Origin of the sequence: Mesorhizobium sp. LSJC280B00 (assembly GCF_000502835.1) — a bacterium.
GTDB lineage: Bacteria > Pseudomonadota > Alphaproteobacteria > Rhizobiales > Rhizobiaceae > Mesorhizobium.
The window spans coordinates 19209-39850 of sequence record NZ_AYVL01000024.1 but is presented as its reverse complement, the minus strand read 5'-3'; the positions used below and the strand labels follow the sequence as shown (position 1 = coordinate 39850).

23 protein-coding genes and 1 pseudogene are annotated in these 20642 nt (G+C 62.2%); 13 read left to right on the top strand and 11 right to left on the bottom strand.

Annotated features, from left to right (window positions below; all coding sequences use genetic code 11):
• Positions 1-159: 159 nt before the first annotated feature.
• From X773_RS65835 to X773_RS79115, 4 genes are read right to left on the bottom strand one after another with little or no spacing between them, the layout of a single operon-like run.
• Positions 160-546, bottom strand: a complete 387-nt coding sequence (locus tag X773_RS65835; RefSeq protein WP_023679165.1) for a type II toxin-antitoxin system VapC family toxin — start codon at positions 544-546, stop codon at positions 160-162.
• Positions 546-644 (bottom strand): hypothetical protein, encoded by a 99-nt coding sequence (locus tag X773_RS79125; RefSeq protein ID WP_280952128.1) that lies wholly within the window; start codon positions 642-644, stop codon positions 546-548. The genes X773_RS65835 and X773_RS79125 overlap by 1 nt, the downstream gene beginning before the upstream one ends.
• A complete protein-coding gene (locus X773_RS79120) occupies positions 607-825 on the bottom strand; it encodes a type II toxin-antitoxin system VapB family antitoxin (protein ID WP_280952127.1) in 219 nt (72 codons plus the stop codon). The genes X773_RS79125 and X773_RS79120 overlap by 38 nt, the downstream gene beginning before the upstream one ends.
• The gene (locus tag X773_RS79115) at positions 746-931 is read right to left on the bottom strand and encodes a type II toxin-antitoxin system VapB family antitoxin (RefSeq protein WP_084641534.1); all 186 of its coding nucleotides are present in this window, start codon (positions 929-931) and stop codon (positions 746-748) included. The genes X773_RS79120 and X773_RS79115 overlap by 80 nt, the downstream gene beginning before the upstream one ends.
• 482 nt (positions 932-1413) lie before the next feature.
• On the opposite strand from X773_RS79115, the gene trbB reads away from it, so the two are divergent.
• The 12 genes and pseudogenes from trbB to X773_RS65780 all read left to right on the top strand — a co-directional run bounded on the left by trbB (position 1414) and on the right by X773_RS65780 (position 11400).
• Positions 1414-2430: a P-type conjugative transfer ATPase TrbB gene (trbB, locus tag X773_RS65830; RefSeq protein ID WP_023679162.1), complete on the top strand. Its 1017-nt coding sequence runs from the start codon at positions 1414-1416 to the stop codon at positions 2428-2430.
• Positions 2427-2768 (top strand): TrbC/VirB2 family protein, encoded by a 342-nt coding sequence (locus tag X773_RS65825; protein WP_023679161.1) that lies wholly within the window; start codon positions 2427-2429, stop codon positions 2766-2768. The genes trbB and X773_RS65825 overlap by 4 nt, the downstream gene beginning before the upstream one ends.
• On the top strand, positions 2768-3031 hold the full coding sequence (locus tag X773_RS65820) for a VirB3 family type IV secretion system protein (protein ID WP_023679160.1): 264 nt from the start codon (positions 2768-2770) through the stop codon (positions 3029-3031). Before X773_RS65825 ends, X773_RS65820 begins: the two co-directional genes overlap by 1 nt.
• Positions 3032-3040: 9 nt before the next feature.
• The gene (trbE, locus tag X773_RS65815; RefSeq protein ID WP_023679159.1) at positions 3041-5548 is read left to right on the top strand and encodes a conjugal transfer protein TrbE; all 2508 of its coding nucleotides are present in this window, start codon (positions 3041-3043) and stop codon (positions 5546-5548) included.
• Positions 5549-5580: 32 nt separating this feature from the next.
• Positions 5581-6294 (top strand): P-type conjugative transfer protein TrbJ, encoded by a 714-nt coding sequence (trbJ, locus tag X773_RS65810; protein ID WP_156937423.1) that lies wholly within the window; start codon positions 5581-5583, stop codon positions 6292-6294.
• A 12-nt stretch (positions 6295-6306) separates the two neighbouring features.
• Positions 6307-6675 carry a putative entry exclusion protein TrbK-alt gene (gene trbK-alt, locus X773_RS0138955; RefSeq protein ID WP_023679157.1) on the top strand — a complete coding sequence of 123 codons (369 nt, stop codon included), beginning with the start codon at positions 6307-6309 and terminating at the stop codon, positions 6673-6675.
• Entirely contained in the window at positions 6672-8021 is a 1350-nt protein-coding gene (gene trbL, locus X773_RS65805; protein WP_023679156.1) for a P-type conjugative transfer protein TrbL, read from the top strand. The genes trbK-alt and trbL overlap by 4 nt, the downstream gene beginning before the upstream one ends.
• Positions 8018-8704, top strand: a complete 687-nt coding sequence (trbF, locus tag X773_RS65800) for a conjugal transfer protein TrbF (RefSeq protein WP_023679155.1) — start codon at positions 8018-8020, stop codon at positions 8702-8704. Before trbL ends, trbF begins: the two co-directional genes overlap by 4 nt.
• Before the next feature lie 32 nt (positions 8705-8736).
• A complete protein-coding gene (gene trbG, locus X773_RS65795; protein WP_023679154.1) occupies positions 8737-9765 on the top strand; it encodes a P-type conjugative transfer protein TrbG in 1029 nt (342 codons plus the stop codon).
• Complete coding sequence (locus X773_RS65790; RefSeq protein ID WP_023679153.1) at positions 9762-10967, top strand: TrbI/VirB10 family protein; 1206 nt, start codon at positions 9762-9764, stop codon at positions 10965-10967. Before trbG ends, X773_RS65790 begins: the two co-directional genes overlap by 4 nt.
• Positions 10964-11071, top strand: a pseudogene (locus X773_RS65785) (DUF2274 domain-containing protein); the annotation flags it as partial. The gene X773_RS65790 and the pseudogene X773_RS65785, both read left to right, overlap by 4 nt.
• Before the next feature lie 41 nt (positions 11072-11112).
• Positions 11113-11400, top strand: a complete 288-nt coding sequence (locus X773_RS65780; protein WP_023679151.1) for a DUF2274 domain-containing protein — start codon at positions 11113-11115, stop codon at positions 11398-11400.
• A gap of 289 nt (positions 11401-11689) precedes the next feature.
• Here the strand turns inward: X773_RS65780 and X773_RS65775 are convergent, their stop codons facing one another.
• From X773_RS65775 to X773_RS65745, 7 genes are all read right to left on the bottom strand, one after another.
• Positions 11690-12109 (bottom strand): Ohr family peroxiredoxin, encoded by a 420-nt coding sequence (locus tag X773_RS65775; RefSeq protein ID WP_023679150.1) that lies wholly within the window; start codon positions 12107-12109, stop codon positions 11690-11692.
• A gap of 55 nt (positions 12110-12164) precedes the next feature.
• On the bottom strand, positions 12165-13226 hold the full coding sequence (locus X773_RS65770; RefSeq protein WP_023679149.1) for an alpha/beta hydrolase: 1062 nt from the start codon (positions 13224-13226) through the stop codon (positions 12165-12167).
• Positions 13227-13334: 108 nt separating this feature from the next.
• The gene (locus tag X773_RS65765) at positions 13335-13901 is read right to left on the bottom strand and encodes an SDR family oxidoreductase (RefSeq protein WP_198023623.1); all 567 of its coding nucleotides are present in this window, start codon (positions 13899-13901) and stop codon (positions 13335-13337) included.
• A 91-nt stretch (positions 13902-13992) separates the two neighbouring features.
• On the bottom strand, positions 13993-14658 hold the full coding sequence (locus X773_RS65760) for a VOC family protein (protein WP_156937417.1): 666 nt from the start codon (positions 14656-14658) through the stop codon (positions 13993-13995).
• A gap of 212 nt (positions 14659-14870) precedes the next feature.
• Positions 14871-15518, bottom strand: coding sequence for an isochorismatase family cysteine hydrolase (locus tag X773_RS65755; RefSeq protein ID WP_023679147.1), 648 nt, complete (start codon positions 15516-15518; stop codon positions 14871-14873).
• Between the two features lie 47 nt (positions 15519-15565).
• Entirely contained in the window at positions 15566-16102 is a 537-nt protein-coding gene (locus X773_RS65750) for a hypothetical protein (protein ID WP_023679146.1), read from the bottom strand.
• Between the two features lie 130 nt (positions 16103-16232).
• Positions 16233-17486, bottom strand: a complete 1254-nt coding sequence (locus tag X773_RS65745; RefSeq protein WP_051406212.1) for an epoxide hydrolase family protein — start codon at positions 17484-17486, stop codon at positions 16233-16235.
• A 273-nt stretch (positions 17487-17759) separates the two neighbouring features.
• Here X773_RS65745 and X773_RS65740 point away from each other — a divergent pair, with 273 nt between their 5' ends.
• Positions 17760-20621 carry a winged helix-turn-helix domain-containing protein gene (locus tag X773_RS65740; RefSeq protein ID WP_023679144.1) on the top strand — a complete coding sequence of 954 codons (2862 nt, stop codon included), beginning with the start codon at positions 17760-17762 and terminating at the stop codon, positions 20619-20621.
• Positions 20622-20642: the final 21 nt, after the last annotated feature.

Genomic DNA, 20642 nt, shown 5'->3' with positions numbered 1-20642 from the left:
GCAGCGCCAGATCGGAGGGACGAAAGACGCCAGCTTGCTCTGCTTTGGGACCAATTGGCACGACACCCCTTGATGCAGGCCCAGCCGACAGGATCGAAACTAATTGGCGCTATTACAGGGTTCAAGCTGGAGACAGCCGATGATCATAGAGTCTCGTGCTCATGCCGGTTCGATATTCGTTTGGGAGAAGTTTTTGCCGATGAAAAGCAGCGGTTCGTCTGCACGCTTTGCCAAAGCGTAGGACAGGAAATCGGCAAAATTCAGCGCCGCCGGGTAGTGGCCTTTGCCGTAGGTCAGCCAACCCTGGGTCGCCAGATCAACCAATTCGGAGTCGACAGGAATGATGTCGGCCTCGATATTGCGCAGCCAAAGATCGATCTCGGCCAATGCGTGTTCGCCGCGCCTGGTGACCAGCACCATGCGTGCCTTGGGCACCCCGGTTGCCGGGACCAGTCGGATTGGGTCGGAGACCAGCGCTCGTTCCAGCCTTGCTGCCTCAGGCTCGCTCCGAAGGATCGCTACAACAGCTGAGGTATCGATCACCATCAGTTAGGGATTCCATGCTCGTCATACCCGATGATCTCCTCGTCGCTGCGAGTATCCAGTTCAGGCAATCGTGCCACTCTTTCTCGGATGGCGCGCAATTCTGCCAGCAGACGCTCGTGAGCGGTCTCTCCAAAGCCCAAGCGATGCAAGCGCTTGATGGATGGCTGCTGTCTTACTGATACCCTGGCGGCGTGCGAGTTCATCGGCGAGAGCAACGGTGGCCGGATTTTTGANGGATGGCTGCTGTCTTACTGATACCCTGGCGGCGTGCGAGTTCATCGGCGAGAGCAACGGTGGCCGGATTTTTGATATTCAGGGACACGAGAAACTCCAAAAATCTACCTTTCTGGCAATTTCCACCATAGTTCTCTAGGCTCTTCAACATACCTGCTAGCCTCGCCTCGCGCCGGATTGATCATGACAATCGCCAGGCCGTTGCCTGCCAAGGCGGCGACCGCCAGTCTCTCGAAGCTGCCTGTCGACTCCAATCCGACAACGGCCGGCGAAAGGGCTGCCAATCGCCGAACCAGATCCTCCACCCCGGCATGGTCATACCCACCGAGAACGCCTCGCCGGACGGCAAAACATGCACGTCGAGCCGATCCTTGGAACGTCGATGCCAATAATGACTTCCCAATCGGGCTTCGCTTGCGGCCCTAGATATAGCCGGCTGTTCTGCTGGAGCGGAGATAGCCAGTCGGGCACCGGGTTGCTGAGCTATCGCGGTCGCCGCACCGCATTTCGCAAGTCTCTGCACGTCATTCCACGATCGCCGGTTTTGCTTGTTGCAAGGCCCGCGCTCCTGCCTTTTCTAATGATCCCCGACCGCGCCACGAATCAGTTCGTGGCGAGAAACGGGGACCCCGCATGGCGACCAACCATCATGCCAGCAAGGGAGCGGTATCGCGCGGCGCGCGCATGCTGCGCACCGCCCTCGGCCCGGCGATCGCAGGCTTCCTTGACGATCCAGCCATTGTCGAGGTGATGCTCAATCCCGACGGTCGCCTGTGGGTTGATCGTCTCAGCGAAGGACTCGCTGCAAGCAATGAAATACTGATCGCGGCCGACGGCGAACGGATCGTCAGGCTGGTCGCGCACCATGTCGGTGCGGAGGTGCATTCGGGCTCGCCGCGCGTTTCGGCCGAACTGCCCGGGACCGGCGAACGGTTCGAGGGTCTGTTGCCGCCTGTTGTCACGGCGCCAACCTTCGCCATCCGCAAGCCGGCAGTCGCGGTGTTCACGCTTCAAGACTATGTCGCCGCCGGCATCATGACCGAAGCCCAGGCTGGCGTCCTGCAGCTTGCCGTGAAGACACGGAAGAACGTGCTGGTGGCCGGCGGCACGTCGACGGGCAAGACCACGCTCGTGAACGCGTTGCTGGCGGAGGTCGCTAAAACCGCCGACCGCGTCGTGCTGATCGAGGATACGCGAGAGCTGCAGTGTGCTGCGCCCAATCTTGTGGCGCTGCGCACCAAGGACGGTGTCGCCTCGCTTTCCGATCTGGTGAAGTCGTCGTTACGGCTTCGGCCCGATCGCATTCCGATCGGCGAGGTACGCGGTGCGGAAGCGCTCGATCTGTTGAAGGCCTGGGGCACTGGCCATCCCGGCGGCATCGGCACCATCCACGCCAATTCTGCCATTGGCGCACTGCGGCGACTGGAGCAGCTCGTGCAGGAGGTGGTCATTACGGTTCCGCGCGCACTGATTGGCGAAACCATAGATCTCATCGCAGTTCTCGCTGGCCGCGGCTCAGCGCGCCGGCTCGTCGAGATCGCCCTGGTCGACGGGCTCGATCCGGCCACCGGCGACTACCGCACCCTGGAAGCAAATTTCGAGACCACAACGACCGTGAATCGCCACTCTCCCTATGGAGCTTCAGAATGAGCCAGATCCGCTTCAATTCATCGGCTATCCGCAAACTTGCCGTGGAGCTGTCGTATGCGGCGACCGCCGCGATCATTACGATTGCGCCCGCCCATGCTGCCGGTTCCTCCATGCCCTGGGAGGAGCCGCTTCAGCAAATCCTTGAGTCAATCGAGGGGCCAGTCGCCAAGATCGTGGCGGTGATCATCATCATCATCACCGGTTTGTCGCTCGCCTTCGGCGACACGTCAGGCGGATTTCGCCGGCTGATCCAGATCGTCTTCGGGCTGTCGATCGCTTTCGCGGCAAGTTCGTTCTTTCTGTCCTTTTTCTCCTTCGGTGGCGGAGCTCTGATCTGATGGATGAGGAGATCCGTGGCTTTTTCGCGCCGGTGCATCGCGCGCTCACCGAACCGATCCTGCTCGGCGGCGCGCCGCGTGCGGTCGCCATCGCAAACGGCACGCTGGCCGGCGCGATCGGATTGGGGCTTCGCTTGTGGATCGCGGGGCTCATCATCTGGGCGGTCGGACATCTCGTGGCCGTCTGGGCGGCAAAGCGCGATGCGCAATTCGTCGATGTGGTTCGCCGCCACCTGCGCTATCCCACGCATTTCGGATGTTGAGGTTTCGCCATGATGAACCTCGCGGAATACCGAAAGAAGAGCGCCAGCCTCGTCGATTATCTGCCGTGGGCTGCCCTGGTAGCGCCGGGCGTGGTGCTCAACAAGGACGGCAGTTTTCAAAGGACGGCGCGTTTTCGCGGGCCGGATCTGGACTCCGCGACGCCGGCGGAGCTGGTCGGCACGACCGCGCGGCTCAACGGCGCGCTGCGCCGGCTCGGCTCCGGCTGGGCACTTTTTGTCGAAGCGCAGCGCAATCCTGCCAGCGGCTACCCAGACAGCCGGTTCCCGGATTGCGCATCCGCACTTCTCGACATCGAGCGTCGCGAACAGTTCGAAGACTCCGGTGTGCTGTTTGAAAGCAGCTACTTTCTCACCTTCGTGTGGCTGCCTCCGGCCGAGGAAGCGTCGCGCATGGAGAGTTGGCTCTACGAAGGCCGGGAAAGGACCGGCGTCGATCCTTGGGAGCTCCTGAAGATTTTTGTCGACCGCACCGACCGCGTGCTCAACCTCATCGAGGGCTTCGTTCCCGAAGCTGACTGGCTCGATGACGGAGAGACGCTGAGTTACTTACACTCAACCATTTCGACCAAGCGGCATCGCGTTCGCGTGCCAGAAACGCCGATGCATCTCGATGCTCTGCTTGTCGATCAGCCGTTGGCCGGCGGGTTAGAGCCGAGGCTTGGCGATGCGCATCTGCGCACACTCACCATCACGGGGTTTCCGACGATGACCTTCCCGGGGATTCTCGACGATCTTAATCGCCTTGCCTTCCCCTACCGCTGGTCGACGCGGGCGATCATGCTGGACAAGACCGACGCGACCAAGTTGGTGACGAAGATACGCCGTCAGTGGTTCGCGAAGCGGAAATCCGTCGCCGCGATCCTCAAAGAGGTGATGACCAACGAGGCATCCGTTCTCGTCGACACGGACGCCGCCAACAAGGCGGCCGATGCGGACGCGGCGCTCCAGGACCTGGGCTCTGACCAGATCGGCGAAGCCTACGTCACCGCCACCGTTTCGGTCTGGGATGCCGATCCGTCGATCGCCGACGAAAAGCTGCGTCTGGTCGAAAAGATCATTCAGGGCAGGGACTTCACCTGTATCGCCGAAGGCGTCAACGCTGTCGAAGCTTGGCTGGGCGGTATTCCTGGCCATGTCTATGCCAATATTCGCCAGCCGCCGCTTTCCACGCTCAACCTCGCGCACACGATTCCGCTCTCCGCGGTCTGGGCAGGTCCGATCGAGAACGAGCATCTTGGAGCGCCGCCGCTGTTCTTCGCCAGAACGGAGGGCGCCACACCGTTCCGGTTCAGCCTGCATGTCGGCGACGTCGGCCACACCCTCGTCATCGGCCCGACGGGCGCTGGCAAGTCGGTCCTGTTGGCGATGATCGCGCTGCAGTTCCGGCGCTACGAAAACAGCCAGGTCTTTGCCTTTGATTTCGGCGGCTCAATCCGCGCGGCCATACTCGCCATGAATGGTGACTGGCACAATCTCGGAAGCGATACCGCAAGCGGGCAAGGGTCTGACGATCCGTTGCCCTTGCTCACTTTGACCGATCTGTCGGACGACGTTGACACCGTGTCGCTGCAGCCGCTTGCCCGCATCCATCATACGCCGGAGCGGGCCTGGGCGGCCGACTGGCTTTTCGACATTCTACTGCGCGAAGGCGTGCCCATCACGCCGCAGGTCAAGGAACATCTGTGGTCGGCGCTGACGTCGCTGGCTTCTGCGCCCGTCCACGAACGGACGCTGACTGGCCTGTCCGTATTGCTGCAATCTTCGCCGCTGAAGCAGGCGCTCCTTCCCTACTGCATCGGTGGCCCTTATGGCGGCCTGCTCGATGCCGAGCACGAGCGGCTGGGCGAGGCTTCGGTCCAGGCGTTCGAAACCGAAGGCCTGATCGGCACAGGTGCAGCGCCCGCCGTGCTCGCCTATCTTTTCCACCGCATCGAGCAGAGGATGGACGGCCGGCCGACACTGCTGCTCATCGACGAGGGCTGGCTGGCGCTCGACGATGGCGGTTTCGCCGACCAGCTGCGCGAATGGCTGAAGACGCTGAGAAAGAAGAACGCCAGCGTGGTCTTCGCCACGCAGTCGCTTTCGGACATCGCCGGATCGCCAATCGCGCCGGCAATCGTCGAAAGCTGCCAGACGCGGCTGTTCTTGCCGAACGAGCGCGCTATCGAGCCGCAGATCGCCGAGATCTATCGACGCTTTGGTCTCAACGATCGTCAGATCGAGATCATCGCCCGGGCGATACCGAAGCGCGACTATTACTGTCAAAGCCGCCGCGGCAACCGTCTGTTCGAACTGGGACTCGGTCCGATCGCGCTGGCGCTCTGCGCCACATCGTCCAAATCAGACCAGGCCGCGATCGACCGGACAATCGCCGAGGCCGGCCGAGAGCATTTCCTCGAGGCCTGGCTAGCGGAGCGCGGTCTCTCCTGGGCGGCCGACCTCATCCCAGGTCTCACCAACGTGATCGACCGATCCACAAAGGAGCTTCCCTCATGAATTCCGTTCTTGCAGGTCGCCGTATCCGTCGCATGGCGGCAGCCGGCGCAATCGTCGTCGCGACGGCGCTATCATCGGCACCAGCATCGGCACTGATCGTGTTCGACCCAAAGAACTACGCCGAGAACCTGCTTTCGGCATCGCGTGCGCTGGAGCAGATCCACAACCAGATCACCTCGCTGCAAAACGAAGCGCAGATGCTGATCAACCAGGCGAAGAATCTCACGTCGCTGCCAACCTCGCTGCTTGGCCAGATCGAGGGCAATTTTTCCGAGATGAAGAGCCTGCTCGGCGAGGCCGAGAAGCTGGCCTACAGCGTCCAGGACATCGAGAGCCAGTTTACCTCCGCTTACAAGAATTTCGGTTCGGAACTCTCCAGCCAGCAGCTTGTCGAGGGCGCGCGTCAGCGCTGGCAGACCTCGGTGTCTGCCTTTGAGCATTCGCTGAAAACCAGCGCCGTCGCGGTCGACAACATCGCCGGGACACAAGAGCAGACGAGTGAGCTGGTCGGTGCCAGCCAGTCGGCCGTCGGCGTGCTTCAGGCAACGCAGGCCGGCAACCAGCTCCTCGCCGTGCAGGCCAAGCAAGTTGCCGATCTCACTGCGATGCTGGCCGCACAAGGACGAGCCGAAGCCCTTGAGCAGGCGAGGCGGGCGGCCGCGCAGGAGCAGGCACGCGAACAGTTCAGCCGTTTCATGACGGGCAGCAGCTACAGCCCGTCATCGGTAAAAATGTTCCACGACTGAGGCCACAGTCGCATGGATCTCAAAATCGCCGCCCGGATAACAGCCGTTCTTGCCCTTGGCGCCGCCATGACCGCCGCCTCCATGGCGCTGCGCGGCGACGGCTCGCAGGACGCGTCCTCCCCGCGCTCCGCATATCCGGGCGGCGAGCCGGCTAAGGTCGAGCTTGCCCGATGCCGGGCCATCGGCATGGCGGCCGTTGACGACGAAGCCTGCAGGAGAGCCTGGGCGGAAAGCCGCCGACGCTTCCTGCAACCATCCCGCCCCATCGCGCCAAACGCGGCTCCGTCGATCGAAAAAGACACGAGGCGCCTGCCGCCGGCCCAACCGCCGACGACCTCTCGCGCGGAAGACCGGCTCAATCCGGAGACGGTGGCGCCATGAACGACACCGGCGTGATCGATCGCTTCCTGGAGACCTTTACCCGCTATATCGATTCCGGCTTCGGGCTGCTCGGCGGCGAGGTCGCATTCCTCACCTCCACTTTGATCGTCATCGACATCACGATTGCCGGCCTGTTCTGGGCTTGGGGTGCGGATGAGGACGTCCTGCACCGACTGATGAAAAAGACGCTCTATATCGGCTTCTTTGCCTTCATCATCGGCAACTTCAATCGTCTGGCCGGGATCGTCTTCGAGAGCTTTTCCGGGCTCGGTCTGAAGGCGGGAGGTTCGGCACTTTCGGGCGCCGCACTGCTGCAGCCGGGCCGCGTCGCGCAGGTCGGCGTCGATGCCGGCAATCCAATCCTCGAAGCCGCCAGCCAGTTGATGGGCTACGTCTCGTTCTTCGAGAATTTTGTTCAGATCGCGGTCCTGATGATTGCCTGGGCGATCGTGCTGATTGCGTTCTTTGTTCTCGCCGTACAGATCTTCGTCACGCTGGTCGAATTCAAGCTGACGACGCTTGCCGGCTTCGTGCTGATCCCTTTTGCGCTGTTCAGCCGGACCGCCTTCCTCGCTGAAAAAGTGCTCGGCAACATCGTTGCCTCCGGCGTGAAAATCGTGGTGCTTGCCGTCATCGTCGGCATCGGCTCGGGCCTCTTCGGCGAGTTCACTCAAGGCTTTGGCGCCGAACAACCCACAATCACGGATGCGCTGTCGCTTGTCCTCGGCGCTCTGTCGCTGATGGGGCTGTCGATCTTCGGTCCCGGCATTGCGACGGGGCTGGTCTCTGGTGCCCCGCAACTGGGCGCAGGTGCCGCTGTTGGCACGAGCCTCGCCGTTGGTGGCCTTGGCGTAGCCGGCGCTATGGGCGCCCGCGCCGCAATAGGCGGCGCAGCAGGCGGGCTCAGTGCAGGCGGGCGCATGTCGGCAGCAGCCGCACGCGGCGGCGCGCATTTGGCCGGCAGCACTTCGGCCGCCTGGGAACTTGCAGCAGCAGGCTCAATCGCCGCCGGCATGGCGGGTATCGCAAAGGTTGGTGCCAGCGCTGCCGTTCAACCCGTCAAGCAGGGGATGTCACGCGCCGCGTCAGCCCTGTCCGACAGCTACGAGGCCGGCCGCTTTGCAGCTTTGAATGCGGCGAGTGGAGAGCAATCGTCGCGAACGGCTTCCTCCGGTGAATGGCCGACCACCGAAGCCAGCGCCGACTCTGCGCCCGCATGGGCAAAACGCATGAAGCGCGGCCAGGCTATGAGCCACGGAGCCAGCATCGCCGCGCATTCGATCCACTCGAGCAATGATGGCGGCGGCTCGATGAATGTTTCCCTTGATCAGGACGCCCGCCGATGATTCCCTTTAGACGCCCTTTTGTTCGTTACGGAAAAACGCCTCAACCCGAGACGCCCCATCAGCGTGCAGCCCAGATTTGGGACGAGCGCATCGGCTCGGCTCGCGTCCAGGCGAAAAACTGGCGGCTGATGGCCTTCGGCTCGCTCGTCTTGGCCGGCGGTTTTGCATCCGCATTGGTCTGGCAGTCGACGCGCGGCTCAGTGGTTCCCTGGGTGGTGGAGGTCGACAAGTTCGGCGAAGCGCAGGTTGTCGCTCCGGCCGTTGCCGACTATCGGCCGACCGATCCGCAGATCGCCTGGCATCTGGCCCGCTTCATCGAACAGGTCAGAAGCATTCCGGCCGACCCGGTCATCGTCCGCCAAAACTGGCTGCGCGCCTACGATTACACCACAGACCGCGGCGCCATTTCCCTCAATGATTATGCTCGCTTGAACGACCCTTTTGCCAAAGTGGACAAACTCCAGATGGCCATCGAGGTTTCCAGCGTCATCCGTGCTTCGCCGGATTCCTTCCGCGTCGCCTGGATCGAGCGCCGCTACGAGAACGGCACCTTGGCCGGCACCGAGCGCTGGACCGCAATCCTCACAGTCGTGATCCAGCCAACCCGCGATGCCGACCGGCTGAAAGCCAATCCGCTCGGCGTCTACGTCAATGCCATCAACTGGTCGAAGGAGCTTTCATGATGTCTGCGGCACGAACATTGGCGAGACCGGCCATGCGCAATGGGCCCAAGGCACGTAGGCTTGCCCTGGCACTAACGTCAGCAACGGCGCTCGCCGGCTGTGCATCGAAGAAATACATTCCGCCGGAGATCCAGTATGACGATGCCAGGCCTGCCGTGCAGAAAGTCGACCCACCTGCTCCAGTGAAGGTGGTGGAAGTGCCAAAGCCGCTTCCGCTGCCTGGTCAGTTGAAACCGGTCGAGGCCACGAACACGAAGGTGAAGCCGGAGCCAGCCGATCCGAAGCAGCGGATCAGCCAGGCCAATGAGGCCGCACGCATGCAGCCGGTTCGCGACGGTTTCGTCAATGCGATCCAGCTCTATCCCTGGAGTGAGGGCGCGCTCTACCAGATCTACGCCGCACCCGGCCAGGTCACCGACATCGCCTTGCAGCCCGGGGAGCAGCTTGTCGGCTCCGGGCCAGTCGCCGCAGGTGACACAGTGCGCTGGATCATCGGCGACACGCAAAGTGGGACAGGGGAGCGCCAGCAGGTCCACATTCTTGTGAAGCCGACACGGCCGGACCTCCAGACCAACCTCATCATAAACAGCGACCGCCGCACCTATCATCTCGAGCTCCGCTCGACCGAAAAGACCTATATGGCCTCCGTCTCCTGGCAGTACCCGCAGGACCAGCTGATTGCGCTGCGGCGCCAGAATGCGCAGGCTTCCGCCGCAAAGCCGGTTGCGACCGGCGTCGACCTCCAGAAACTGAATTTCCGCTACCGCATCGAGGGCGATGCCGCACCCTGGCGGCCGCTTCGCGCCTTCGACGACGGTGCAAAGGTCTACATCGAGTTCCCGTCGGGCATAGGGCAGGGGGAAATGCCGCCGCTGTTCGTGATCGGCCCTTCGGGTGGTTCGGAACTGGTCAACTACCGCGCTCGCCAGAATTACTACGTCGTTGATCGGCTGTTTGCGGCCGCTGAATTGAGGCTCGGCGACAAGACGAGCGAAAAGCGCGTCCGCATCGTGCGGACGGACGCGAAACGACGCCAGCCTGGCGCGGGGCTGTTCCGATGACCGACGCTGCAAATGCACTCAACCATGACATTCGAGCCGAACTGCGCCTGCGGCCCGAACCGGCCAGGGTCACGCGATTGTCGCGCAAGGTGCTGATAGGGGTTGGTGGGGTTGCCAGCGCTGCGATCCTCGGCACGTTGATTTGGGCGCTCGACACTGGACGGCGCGGCACCGAACAACCGCCCGAGCTCTTCACCACTGAAAACCGCACCACCGCCGACGGGCTGCAGAGCCTGCCGAAGGATTATGCCGGGATTCCGCAACTCGGCCCCGCGCTGCCTGGCGATCTTGGCCGGCCGATCTTGCGTGCGCAGGAGCGCGGCCAGCCGACCGGGGCGCCGAACATCAGTGGACCGCGCGCCGATCCGGAAGAACAGCGCCGCCTGGCCGAGATCGAGGCCGCCCGCGTGGCAAAACTGTTCACCGACACCAGCGCGCGGGTGCATCCGGTAAGACAGGATGCAAACACGGTCGCGAACACTTTGTCCGGCCCGACACCGCCGATCGAGGAGCCACCGATCGATCCAGGCCCCGCTCAAAACATGCAGGACCGCAAGCTCGCTTTCGTCAATGCCGGACCGGATCGGCGCACCGTCAGCCCCGATCGGCTCGCCGAGAAGGCCTCGCCCTATATCGTGCAGGCTGGTACCGTCATTCCGGCAGCCCTCATCACCGGCATTCATTCCGACCTGCCCGGCGAGATCACCGCTCAGGTCACGGAAAATGTCTACGACAGCCCAACGGGCTCATACCTTCTGATCCCGCAGGGTGCACGGCTGATCGGCCAGTATGACAGCCAGGTCGCGTTCGGTCAGTCGCGCCTGCTGCTGGTGTGGAACCGGCTGATCATGCCCGATGGCACATCGATCGTGCTGGAGCGGCAGCAGGGCGCTGACACGCAAGGGTTTTCTGGCCTTGAAGACGAGGTTGACCATCATTGGGGCCAGATGTTTCGGGCCGCCGCGCTCTCGACATTGCTGGGCATTGGGACATCGCTTGGGTCCAGCGACGACGAAAGCGAAATCGCCAAGGCCATCCGCGAAAGCGCGCAGGACTCGGCCTCCGATATTGGCCAGCAGATCGTGCGCAATCAGCTCAACGTGCAGCCGACGCTCACGGTGCGGCCCGGTTTTCCGGTTCGCGTGATCGTCAATCGCGACCTTGTTCTTGTGCCGTATGGTGCGCCGAAGGATCCGTCATGACCAAGCTGAAACGCTCCGCCATTCCCGATGACCGTCCGGTCAAGGTCACGGTCGAACTGCCCGGCGCCGTTCATCGCGATCTCGTCGCCTACGCAGATTATCTGAACAGTCAACATGTCTTTGTCTCACAAGCAGGAGGTGAACAATGCCAGATCTGAGGCTCGGTCGGCTGCCGAAGGTTGGCGTCGTCCGCATGACCATCATCCTGCCGGAGCCTCTCAAGGAGGAACTCGATCAGTATGCGGCCGAGCACAGCCGGCTCTACGAACCCGTGGACACCGCTGCCCTGATTCCGCACATGCTGGAAGCCTTCGTCGGTTCGGATCGCGGTTGGCGCAGCCGTAAGTCGAAGGCCGGCCGTGCCCGTCAACGAGGGGCGTCTCCAGCCAGCAGCACGACGCGAAGCGGTGCTGAAGGTGATGGCTCCGCCTGAAGCTGTCCTAATGGCTTTACCCCAAGCGGAATATCGGTTCCGGCCCTAAGCGGAAGCTCGCATGCTCCGGGCCAATTCACGGCCATGACCCAGAGCGGACATTTCGCGCTCAGAAGGGATTATCACGGTGACCGGAGGGATACCCCTCCTGTCATCCTGACCGTATTTGTGCTGGATGCGCTCTGACAGGTGCGATGCCGTGGCAGGTTTTTGCAGACCTTGGCGAGAAGGAATGATCCAAAATGTAACCCTGGCCATGCCAATTGCTTCAACGATCGATGCAATCCACTCAGAGCAGGTTGATCGCAATTTGAACGTTGCCGCGCGTCGCTTTCGAGTACGGACAAATGTCGTGCGCCTCGTCGATCAGGGCTCGTGCGGTATTGTACTCCACGCCGGGCAGGCTGACGTTGAGCCGAGTGCTGAGAGAGTAGCCGTCGTCCCCGAGATTCAGATCAACCTCGGCATCGATTCTCACTCCGGCCGGCAGCGTAATTTTTTGTTCGTGAGCCACAGACGCAACCGCGCTTGCGAAACTGGCCGACCAGCCGGCTGCAAGCAGTTGCTCCGGGTTGGTGCCGATGCGCGCCGATCCGGGTATGGAAAGCCTGATGTCCAGAAGGCCATCAGAGCTGCGCGAGGCGCCATTCTCGCGGCCACCTGTGGTTGCGGTCCTGGCCGTATAAACAACCCTCGCGATCCGGTTCATAGGCATTCTTTTGGTGGTTGTAGTACCTGCCGGAGGGGCGGCGCCGCGAACTCGATCACGCGTCGACCTCGACAACGGCGTCGGCAAAGGCCTGTGGCGCTTCCTGAGGTAGGTTGTGTCCAATGCCGCCCATGACTACCCGGTGGCTATATCTGCCTGAAAACATCTTGGCGTAAGCGCTGGCGTCCGGATGCGGCGCGCCATTGGCGTCGCCCTCGAGCGTCATCGTGGGCACGGAGATGACGGGTGCCTGAGCAAGCCGCTGCTCCAGTGAATCATATTGCGCCTCGCCTTCTGCCAGGCCGAGCCGCCAGCGATAATTGTGGATGACGATCGCGACGTGATCCGGATTGTCGAAGGCCGCAGCACTCCGCTCGAACGTGGGCTCATCGAAATTCCATTGCGGCGAGGCGAGCTGCCAAATCAGCCTGGCGAAATCGCGCGTATATTTCTCGTAGCCGACACGGCCGCGATCGGTAGCGAAGTAATATTGGTACCACCATTGCAGCTCGGCCTTCGGCGGCAGCGGCAGTTTGCCGGCTTTCTGGTTGCCGATGAGGTAGCCGCTCACCGAGACCATCGCCTTGCAGCGTTCCGGCCACAGGGCGGCGATGATGTTCGCCGTCCGAGCGCCCCAGTCGCAGCCGGCAATCGTCGCCTTCTCGATACCCAGCGCATCCATCAGCGCGACGATGTCGGCAGCGATGGCCGACTGCTGACCATTGCGCATCGTCTCGTCCGACAGGAACCGCGTCGTGCCGTATCCGCGCAGGTAGGGCACGATCACGCGGTGGCCTTTCACCGCCAGAATGGGCGCAACGTCGACATATGTGTGGATGTCGTAAGGCCAGCCATGGAGAAGGATAACGGGCGGACCGTCGGCAGGGCCGGCCTCTGCATAGCCGACATTAAGGACACCGGCATCGATCTGCCTGGGTGCGCCGAATGAGTTCTTTGCCGTGTGCATCGCAGACGCCGTCGTCTGGTCGACTCCGCTGGGTGCCGCCTTCGCTGTCGCGGTCATGCCGAGTTCGGCAAGCGTCATGCCCATTGCGGCTGCACCGATCAGGCGACGGCGGCGCTCATCGATTTTGTCGCAAACACTGATCGTGTTCATGGTGATGTCTCTTTGTGATGAGGCAATGTGCTTTGTTCCTGCGTAGTCACGAGACGAGCTGCTGGCCGCCGTCGACGTCGTATGTCGCGCCCGTCAGCGCCGTGTTGCTCATTGATGTAAACGGCGAGCGGCGATCAGGTTGACGCGTATCGGCGCGAGCTCGAGCGCGAGATTGGCGATGAGCGCGGGGAACGCGACGGTAACCGTCGAGACGATCGCGAGGCCTGGTTTTGGGCGGCGTGCGCCCGTGCCGCCCATGAATATCAGTGAGCCGGCCGACCCGACCTTGCCAGCGGCGCTGCGTGCCACATTGAGCGCGAGCAATAGGTGGTCCGTGAGATCGTGTCGTGCCTCCTCGGGAGGAATTTCGAGGGGTGAGCGATGGGGAGCGCCGGCAGTAACCATCACATGGTCGATCAAGTCCGGCAGATCTTGAAAGAACGACTTCAGCTGGGTCGCATCGTTGGCGTCGAAGGCGGCGGTGCCCTCAGCGCTAATCTCGCACGCTGCTTGATCGAGGCGGTCGCGATTGCGTCCGGTGAGGATGACGCGGGCGCCTTCGGCGCGGGCACGCCGGGCGGTCTCCAGACCGATGCCGGCGCTACCGTCGATAACGACGACCGTCTGGCCAAGAAGTTCAGGTTCGCGCTGAGTGGGGATGGCTGCGGTACTCATGATTTCCTCCGATAAAGGCCGTCAGGTCGCCACGATCTCCGCAGGCCGCGGACGAATACGGCGGCAGTGTGCCGCCGTCTGGAAACTCGTCCTACTGCGGCAGTTCCTCGCCAGACTGCTCGGCCACCATATATTCGGCGTACCAGTCCGGCCAGTTCTCGTCGCGCTGGCCGCCGGTCCGCTTCTCGTGCTCTCCGTGGGCGACCGACGCGCGCCGCATTGCGGCGGCCAGGTCGCCCTCGGAGGCGAAGCTCGTCGCCTTCGAGTCGATCCGGCCCGGAAACCGGGTGGTGATCTCCTGGAGCAGCCAGCCGTTCCCGTCGGGATCGCTGAACGTTGCAAAGGAGACGTAGCTGCGTCCCTCCGGGTCCCGACCGTTGACAGCAGGCTGTCCCGGACCGGCACGGTGGAACACTTCGCTCACATCTGCACCATGAGCGATGAGCTCGGCGCGCGCCGCCACGATGTCGGACACGATGAGATAGAGACCCTGTGTCGACCCCGGCGCGGCCGAGGTGACACCCTTGCCGAAGTGGATCGAGCCAGGCGAGCCCGGAGGCGTGAACTGCACAACCCGGAACGTGTCGCCGACCGCGAAGTCGGCATCGAGCCGCCAGCCGAGGCCCTCGTAGAACTGCTTGGAGCGGTCGACGTCTGCGACCGGAATAACGACAACCTCGAACTTCAGGTCGACGGGACGTGCGCTTGCGGTGTCGGAGGTCTTTTCGCTCTGACGGGCCGTTGCGATATCTGACATGGTCGTTTTCTTTCCAGTTGGGTGGGACCTGGTCCTGCCCGATCGTTGCCACGTAATGACCGAGCCTGTTCTCGATCTCTCTGCTGGATGTCGGCGAGAGCCAAGTTCTCTTCGACGTATTTTGACGCGTCGAGCGCACGGAAACGGTCCGCCGGTGTGCAGAGTGAGATGCGCACGGTTGGCCATTCCCTCGCGTGTGAGATCGACCATCACTACGCCTCGGCGGCCGAGGTCTGGACGGCAGAAATCGAGTCGATGATTTCGTCTGTCGTGACAATCGCGCTGGCGTAGTTCGGCATGTTGATGTCTAGAGCCGCGTGCATCTCCTCATCCGAGTAGTCTGCCGTCGCGTCCCTCACCACGGTTACGTCGTAGCCGAGCTCGGCGGCGAAGCGAACGGTCGCTTCGACGCAGGTGTGTGCGATCAGTCCGATGACAATGAGTTTCTGGATTCCGTGCCTTTTCAGCTGCAGATCCAGATCCGTATTGGCGAACCCACTGGAACACCAATGTTCGGTGGCGACAGTCTCGCCTGGCTTGGGCTCGAACTCGGACCGAATCTCGCCGCCCCAGGTGCCGTATTCAAAGCTCTTGCTCTTCCATGCTCTCTTCTGGACGGGCGCGACGTAAGTCCATGTCTCATAGTCGCCCGGACGGTATTGATGATGCATTGCATAGAAGACGCGAAGCTTAGCTTGACGCGCGGCATTCAAGACTTGCAGCATGTGAGGCACGCAGCCGTTCGCCTCTGCGACAGCCCGGATGCGGGGCCATATCTTGCCCCCATCGGAAATGAAGTCGTTGTACGGATCGATCACCAGAAGTGCGGTGACCTCCCGGTCATGTGCGTGCCTCGTCATTGTGCCTCCTCCATGGAGCGGCTAGATCACAAGCCAGATGCTGCCGCTCAGTTCCTGAGCGCGGCTCGTTCGATGCTGGCCGCAAAAAGCGGCGTCTCGCCCTTGTTGTGAGCGATCGACATGGGCTGGCGCTGTGACCGAAGCACCTCGAACGGGATGCCCTGGCGCTCGAAGAAAGCCATGAATTCCTTCGTGGCCCAGGACCGGACATGGTTGGTAAACTCACATCGGCGACTGTCGATAGCCTTGACGCTCAGCTCCCAATGCACATGGATCGTGGTGCGGCCCGTAGGCGTGAAGAGGTCTGAAACCGACTCCAGGATGAGGTGATCCTTGCGGCCGAGCGTCTCGACATAATGTTGCACCATCAGGCTGCCGCCGATGATCTCGACATTGATCGACATGCGCTTGCCATCCGGCGCCGTCGTGAAACCGGCCGCTATGTGGGCGGGCGAACACCCCTGATATTCATGTTCCGACAGCGCGAAGCACCAGTTGGGAATGTCGATCTTCTCGATCGGCGCGTTGATGATACCCGTAAAGCTTGAATCGACGATTTCATGGTCCTCGACGGGGGCTGCCATCTTCGTGACGGGTTCGTGCGATGCGGAAGATTGCGCGATTGCTGACATGACGCTCTCCTTTGTCTCGGGTTCAATCGGGTTGCCTTGGGCAGTCGAGGAGGTGTGACTGCAAGCGGAACCCTGTGGGGGTTCAGATTTGCTGGCGCAGCGGACGAAATGCCGTCCGGAGTTCGGCGGTGAAGGCCGCGGGCTGCTCCCAGGCTGCGAAATGGCCGCCCTTGAGGAGCCGGTTGTAATGGATAAGCTTCGGATACGCCTTTTCAGCCCAGCTCTGCGGCGCCTGGTAGATCTCGTCCGGGAAGGCGCTCACAGCGACCGGGATCTTGATGCCCCTGGGGTCGAAGAAGCCTCCCGTCGGGTGGTGCGCGTTGTCCCAGTAAAGACGCGCCGAGGAGATCGCCGTGTTGGTCAGCCAGTACATCGTGACATTGTCCAGGATATCGTCCTTCGTCAGCCCTTCCGCCTGCCCGTCGAAGACGCGTGCGATCAGCTCGTAGCTGCGGATGTCGTGGTCGAGCATCCAGGCTGCGAGACCAACCGGCGAGTCGACGATGCCGTAGAGCGTCTGCGGGCGATTGTTCATCTCGATCGCGTAGCCCAGCCCGTTCTTGTAGAAGTCGTCGAGCTGGTCGTAGGCCCGCTTCTCGTCGGGCGAGAGGCCGGCGGGCGCCGGGCCGCCGGCGGCAAGCGCCTTCGAGATGTCGGCGGGCACGGTGGCAGCCATGTTGGTGTGGATGCCAAGCAAGCCCGGAGGCTCTTGCAGCGCCATCATCTCCGACACGGCGTTGCCCCAGTCGCCGCCCTGTGCGACGTATTTCGTGTAGCCGAGACGCTGCATCAGCGTAGCCCACGCCTTGGCGATGCGGGCAGGGATCCAGCCAGGTGCCGTCGGCTTGCCGGAGAACCCATAGCCCGGCAAGGACGGGATCACCACGTGGAACGCATCCGCCTCGGTCCCGCCGTATGCAGTTGGATTGGTGAGTGGCTCGATGACCTTCAGCTGCTCTATGATCGAGCCAGGCCAGCCATGCGTGACGATGATCGGCAAGGCATTCTCATGCCTGGAGCGGACATGGATGAAGTGGATGTCCAGCCCGTCGATCTCGGTGATGAACTGCGGCAGGGCATGGAGCCGGGTCTCCATCTTGCGCCAGTCGTAATCCGTCGCCCAGTACTTCGCGAGCTTCTTCATTGTGGCGAGCTGCACGCCCTGGGTGTCGTCGGCCACATTCTCCTGGTCCGGCCAGCGGGTCGCGGCGACGCGTCGGCTAAGCTCGTCGATTTCCTCCTGAGGAAAGCTGACCTTGAAGGGCCGGATCGCATCGCCCGCGGCTGCGGCGACCGATGGGAGCAGGCTGGCAGTACCTACGGCGGCTATGCCCATTGCGGCCGTGCTCAAAACCAGGCGGCGGTCCTGATCGATTAGTTCGGGAGTCTTGGTCGTATTCATGGGTCTCTCCTGGGGGGTGCTCGGTGCTGCCGAAAACTTACGCCCGCAGGACGAGAATCGCCCGTTATGTGTTGTGAGCCCCCTGTTAGTCGCTGTCAGCGCTGGTGGCTCCGGGCAGCGGGGTCCTGCCACCGTTCACCTATGGTGCAGGTGTTGTACTTGACTTAGACTATCGGCTTGGTGGCGGGCGGCTCCGAGAGAAGCGCCATGACGATAGTGGCAGGTCAGGCCAAGGACGGACTGTCGTTCGGTCCTTTCCATCTGGTTGCGAGCGAAAGGCTCGTCACAAAAGACGGCGCTCCCTTGGCGCTGGGTTCGCGTGCACTGGACATTCTCATTGTCCTGATATCCACGCCGAATGAAATCGTCGGCAAAAAGGATCTGATGTCGCGGGTTTGGCCCGATGTCGTAGTCGAGGAAGGCAGCCTGCGGTTTCACATGACCAGGCTCCGCAAGGCGCTGGGTGACGGAAAGGACGGCGCACGATACATCGCGACACTACCAGGGCGGGGTTATTGCTTCATCGCGCCCGTCTCGCAGATCGGCGGTCCGCGCGATGAAGAGCCTGCAGCTGCCGCCAGTTTTCCGCACGCGAATCTTCCGAGCCGCTTGGGCCGAATGGTTGGCCGGGACGACGACGTTCTCCAGCTGTCGACTCGACTGAATGCGTCGCGCTTCGTCACAATCGTTGGCGCGGGCGGCGTCGGCAAAACCACCGTCGCGATCGCGGTCGGACATCACCTCATTGACGCCTTCGCGGGCGCTGTGCTGTTCGTCGACCTGGGAATGCTCGGCGATCCCGACCTGGTGACGACCGCCGTCGCCTCCATGCTTGGGCTGTCGGTTCAATCGAGTGACGCGACGCCCAATCTGATCGCCTACCTGCGCAACAAGCGGATGCTTTTGATCCTCGACACCTGCGAGCATCTCGTCGATGCGGTGGCGCCTCTGGCCGCAAGCATCATCGACGCGGCGTCGCAGGTCCACATTCTGGCAACAAGTCGCGAAGCGCTTCGGGTCGAAGGCGAGCATATCTACCGATTGGATGCCCTTGCCTGTCCGCCGGACGACCCAAGGCTTACGGCGGCGGTTGTCCAGACGTTCCCGGCCATTCAACTGTTCGTGGAGCGCGCGGTGGCAAGTGGCGCGCGCTTGGATGTCAGCGATGCGGAGGCCCTGATCGTCGCAAGCATCTGTCGAAAGCTTGACGGTGTGGCGCTCGCAATCGAGTTGGCGGCCCGGCGGGTCGAGTCTTATGGATTGCAACAAACCGCCGCGCTTCTCGATCAACGTCTGACTTTGCTGTGGCTGGGATCGCGGACCGCGCCACCGCGTCAAAAGACCCTGCAGGCCACGCTGGATTGGAGCTTTGGGCTACTTACCGACCTGGAGCGCGCAGTGCTTCGCAGGCTCGCTGTATTCCTTGGTCATTTCACGCTCGATGCGGTCTTGGAAGTCGTCACAAGCGCTGCCCTCGACAGGTCGACCGTTCTTAATGCCATGGATAGTCTTGTTGCCAAGTCGATCATAGCGACGCGCCCGCTCGGAGCGATGATGCGCTATCGGCTCCTGGATACCACGCGCGCCTACGTCCTCGAAATCAGCATAGATGACGCCGAGGCCGCCGATCTGGCGGTGCGCCACGCCGCCTACTATCGAAGATGGCTTGAGCAAACAGGTATCGAGTGGCCAGGTCTGGCGACCGGCGAGGAGCGGGCTCCTCACTTCGCCGCCATCAACAATGTGCGGGCCGCTCTGGAATGGTGCTTCGGCGAGGGCGGAAACGCCGATATCGGCATCGGACTTGCCACTGCTGCCGCGCCTGTTTTCCTGGCGATGTCCTTGTTGCCGGAGTGTCATCGCTGGTCAGAACGCGCGATATTCGCTCTCGACGATGCCGCTCTTGGCGGGCTTGACGAGATGCATCTCCAGGCAGCCTTGGGTGTGTCCCTGATGTTCATGCGGGGAGGGCGTGATGCGGCGCGCGTCGCCCTGGAGAAAAGCCTGGCGATTGCCGAAGAACGCGGTGATACCTTGGATCAAGTGCGCCTGCTGGGTCCGCTCAACATGTTCCACCTGCGGACAGGCAATTTCGTGACCGCTCTCCAGTTTGCAAAACGCTGTTCAGCCATAGCCGCGACCCTGGAGGATCCGGTCGCGATTGCGTTGGCGCATACCATTCTGGGGATATCGCTTCACCTTCGTGGTGACCTGGCCGAAGCCCGCGCGGAGCTTGAGGCAGCGCTGGATCGCGGACCGCGCGCTCAGCGAACCACGACGATCTATCTCGGTTTCGAAGGCAAAATCCTGGCCAAGGCTATTCTGGCGAGGAACCTTTGGCTGCAAGGCCACCCGGATCAAGCCATGGAACGCGCCCGGCAGGCCATCGATGAGGCTGCCGCCATGGATCATTCGCTGACGCTGGCGATAGCCTTGATCTGGGGAATATCGGTATTCCTGTGGGCAGGCGAACTGGAGAGTGCTGAGGCATACATAGACATGCTCATTTCCCGCGCCGAGTCCCATTCCATGGCCCCTTACCTGCTGGTCGGTCGGGGATTCAAAAGCGAAGTCGCAATCCGGCACGGGGATGCGACAGGTGGGGTCGGGGGCCTCCAGAGTTCTCTCCAAAAGCTCCACGCAGCACCTTACGAATTGCTCACGACCGAGCTCAACCTCTCGCTGGTTAGAGGACTATCCGCGATCGGTCAGGTCGACGAAGCAGTCGCGCTGATCGGTGATTCACTTGGTCAAGTCGAAAAGAACGGTGACCAATTGTACCTTCCGGAGTTGCTGCGGATGAACGGAGGCCTTCTTCTCCAACAACTGTCGGAACCCAATCGCGACGAGGTCGGCGCATACCTAATGCAGGCACTGGAGTTGAGCCGGAGTCAGGGCGCGCGGGCATGGGAGCTGCGAACCGCAATTGATATGGCAACGTTGATGGCTGGGCGAGGGGAGATCGACGGCGCTCGCGAGCTCTTGCAATCGGTTGCGGAGCATTTCGTAGAAGGCGCGAGTACGGAAGATTTGAAGGCTGCCGCGCGCCTGTTGGCGACGCTGAGCTAGCTACCGCCGATACGCGTTTAC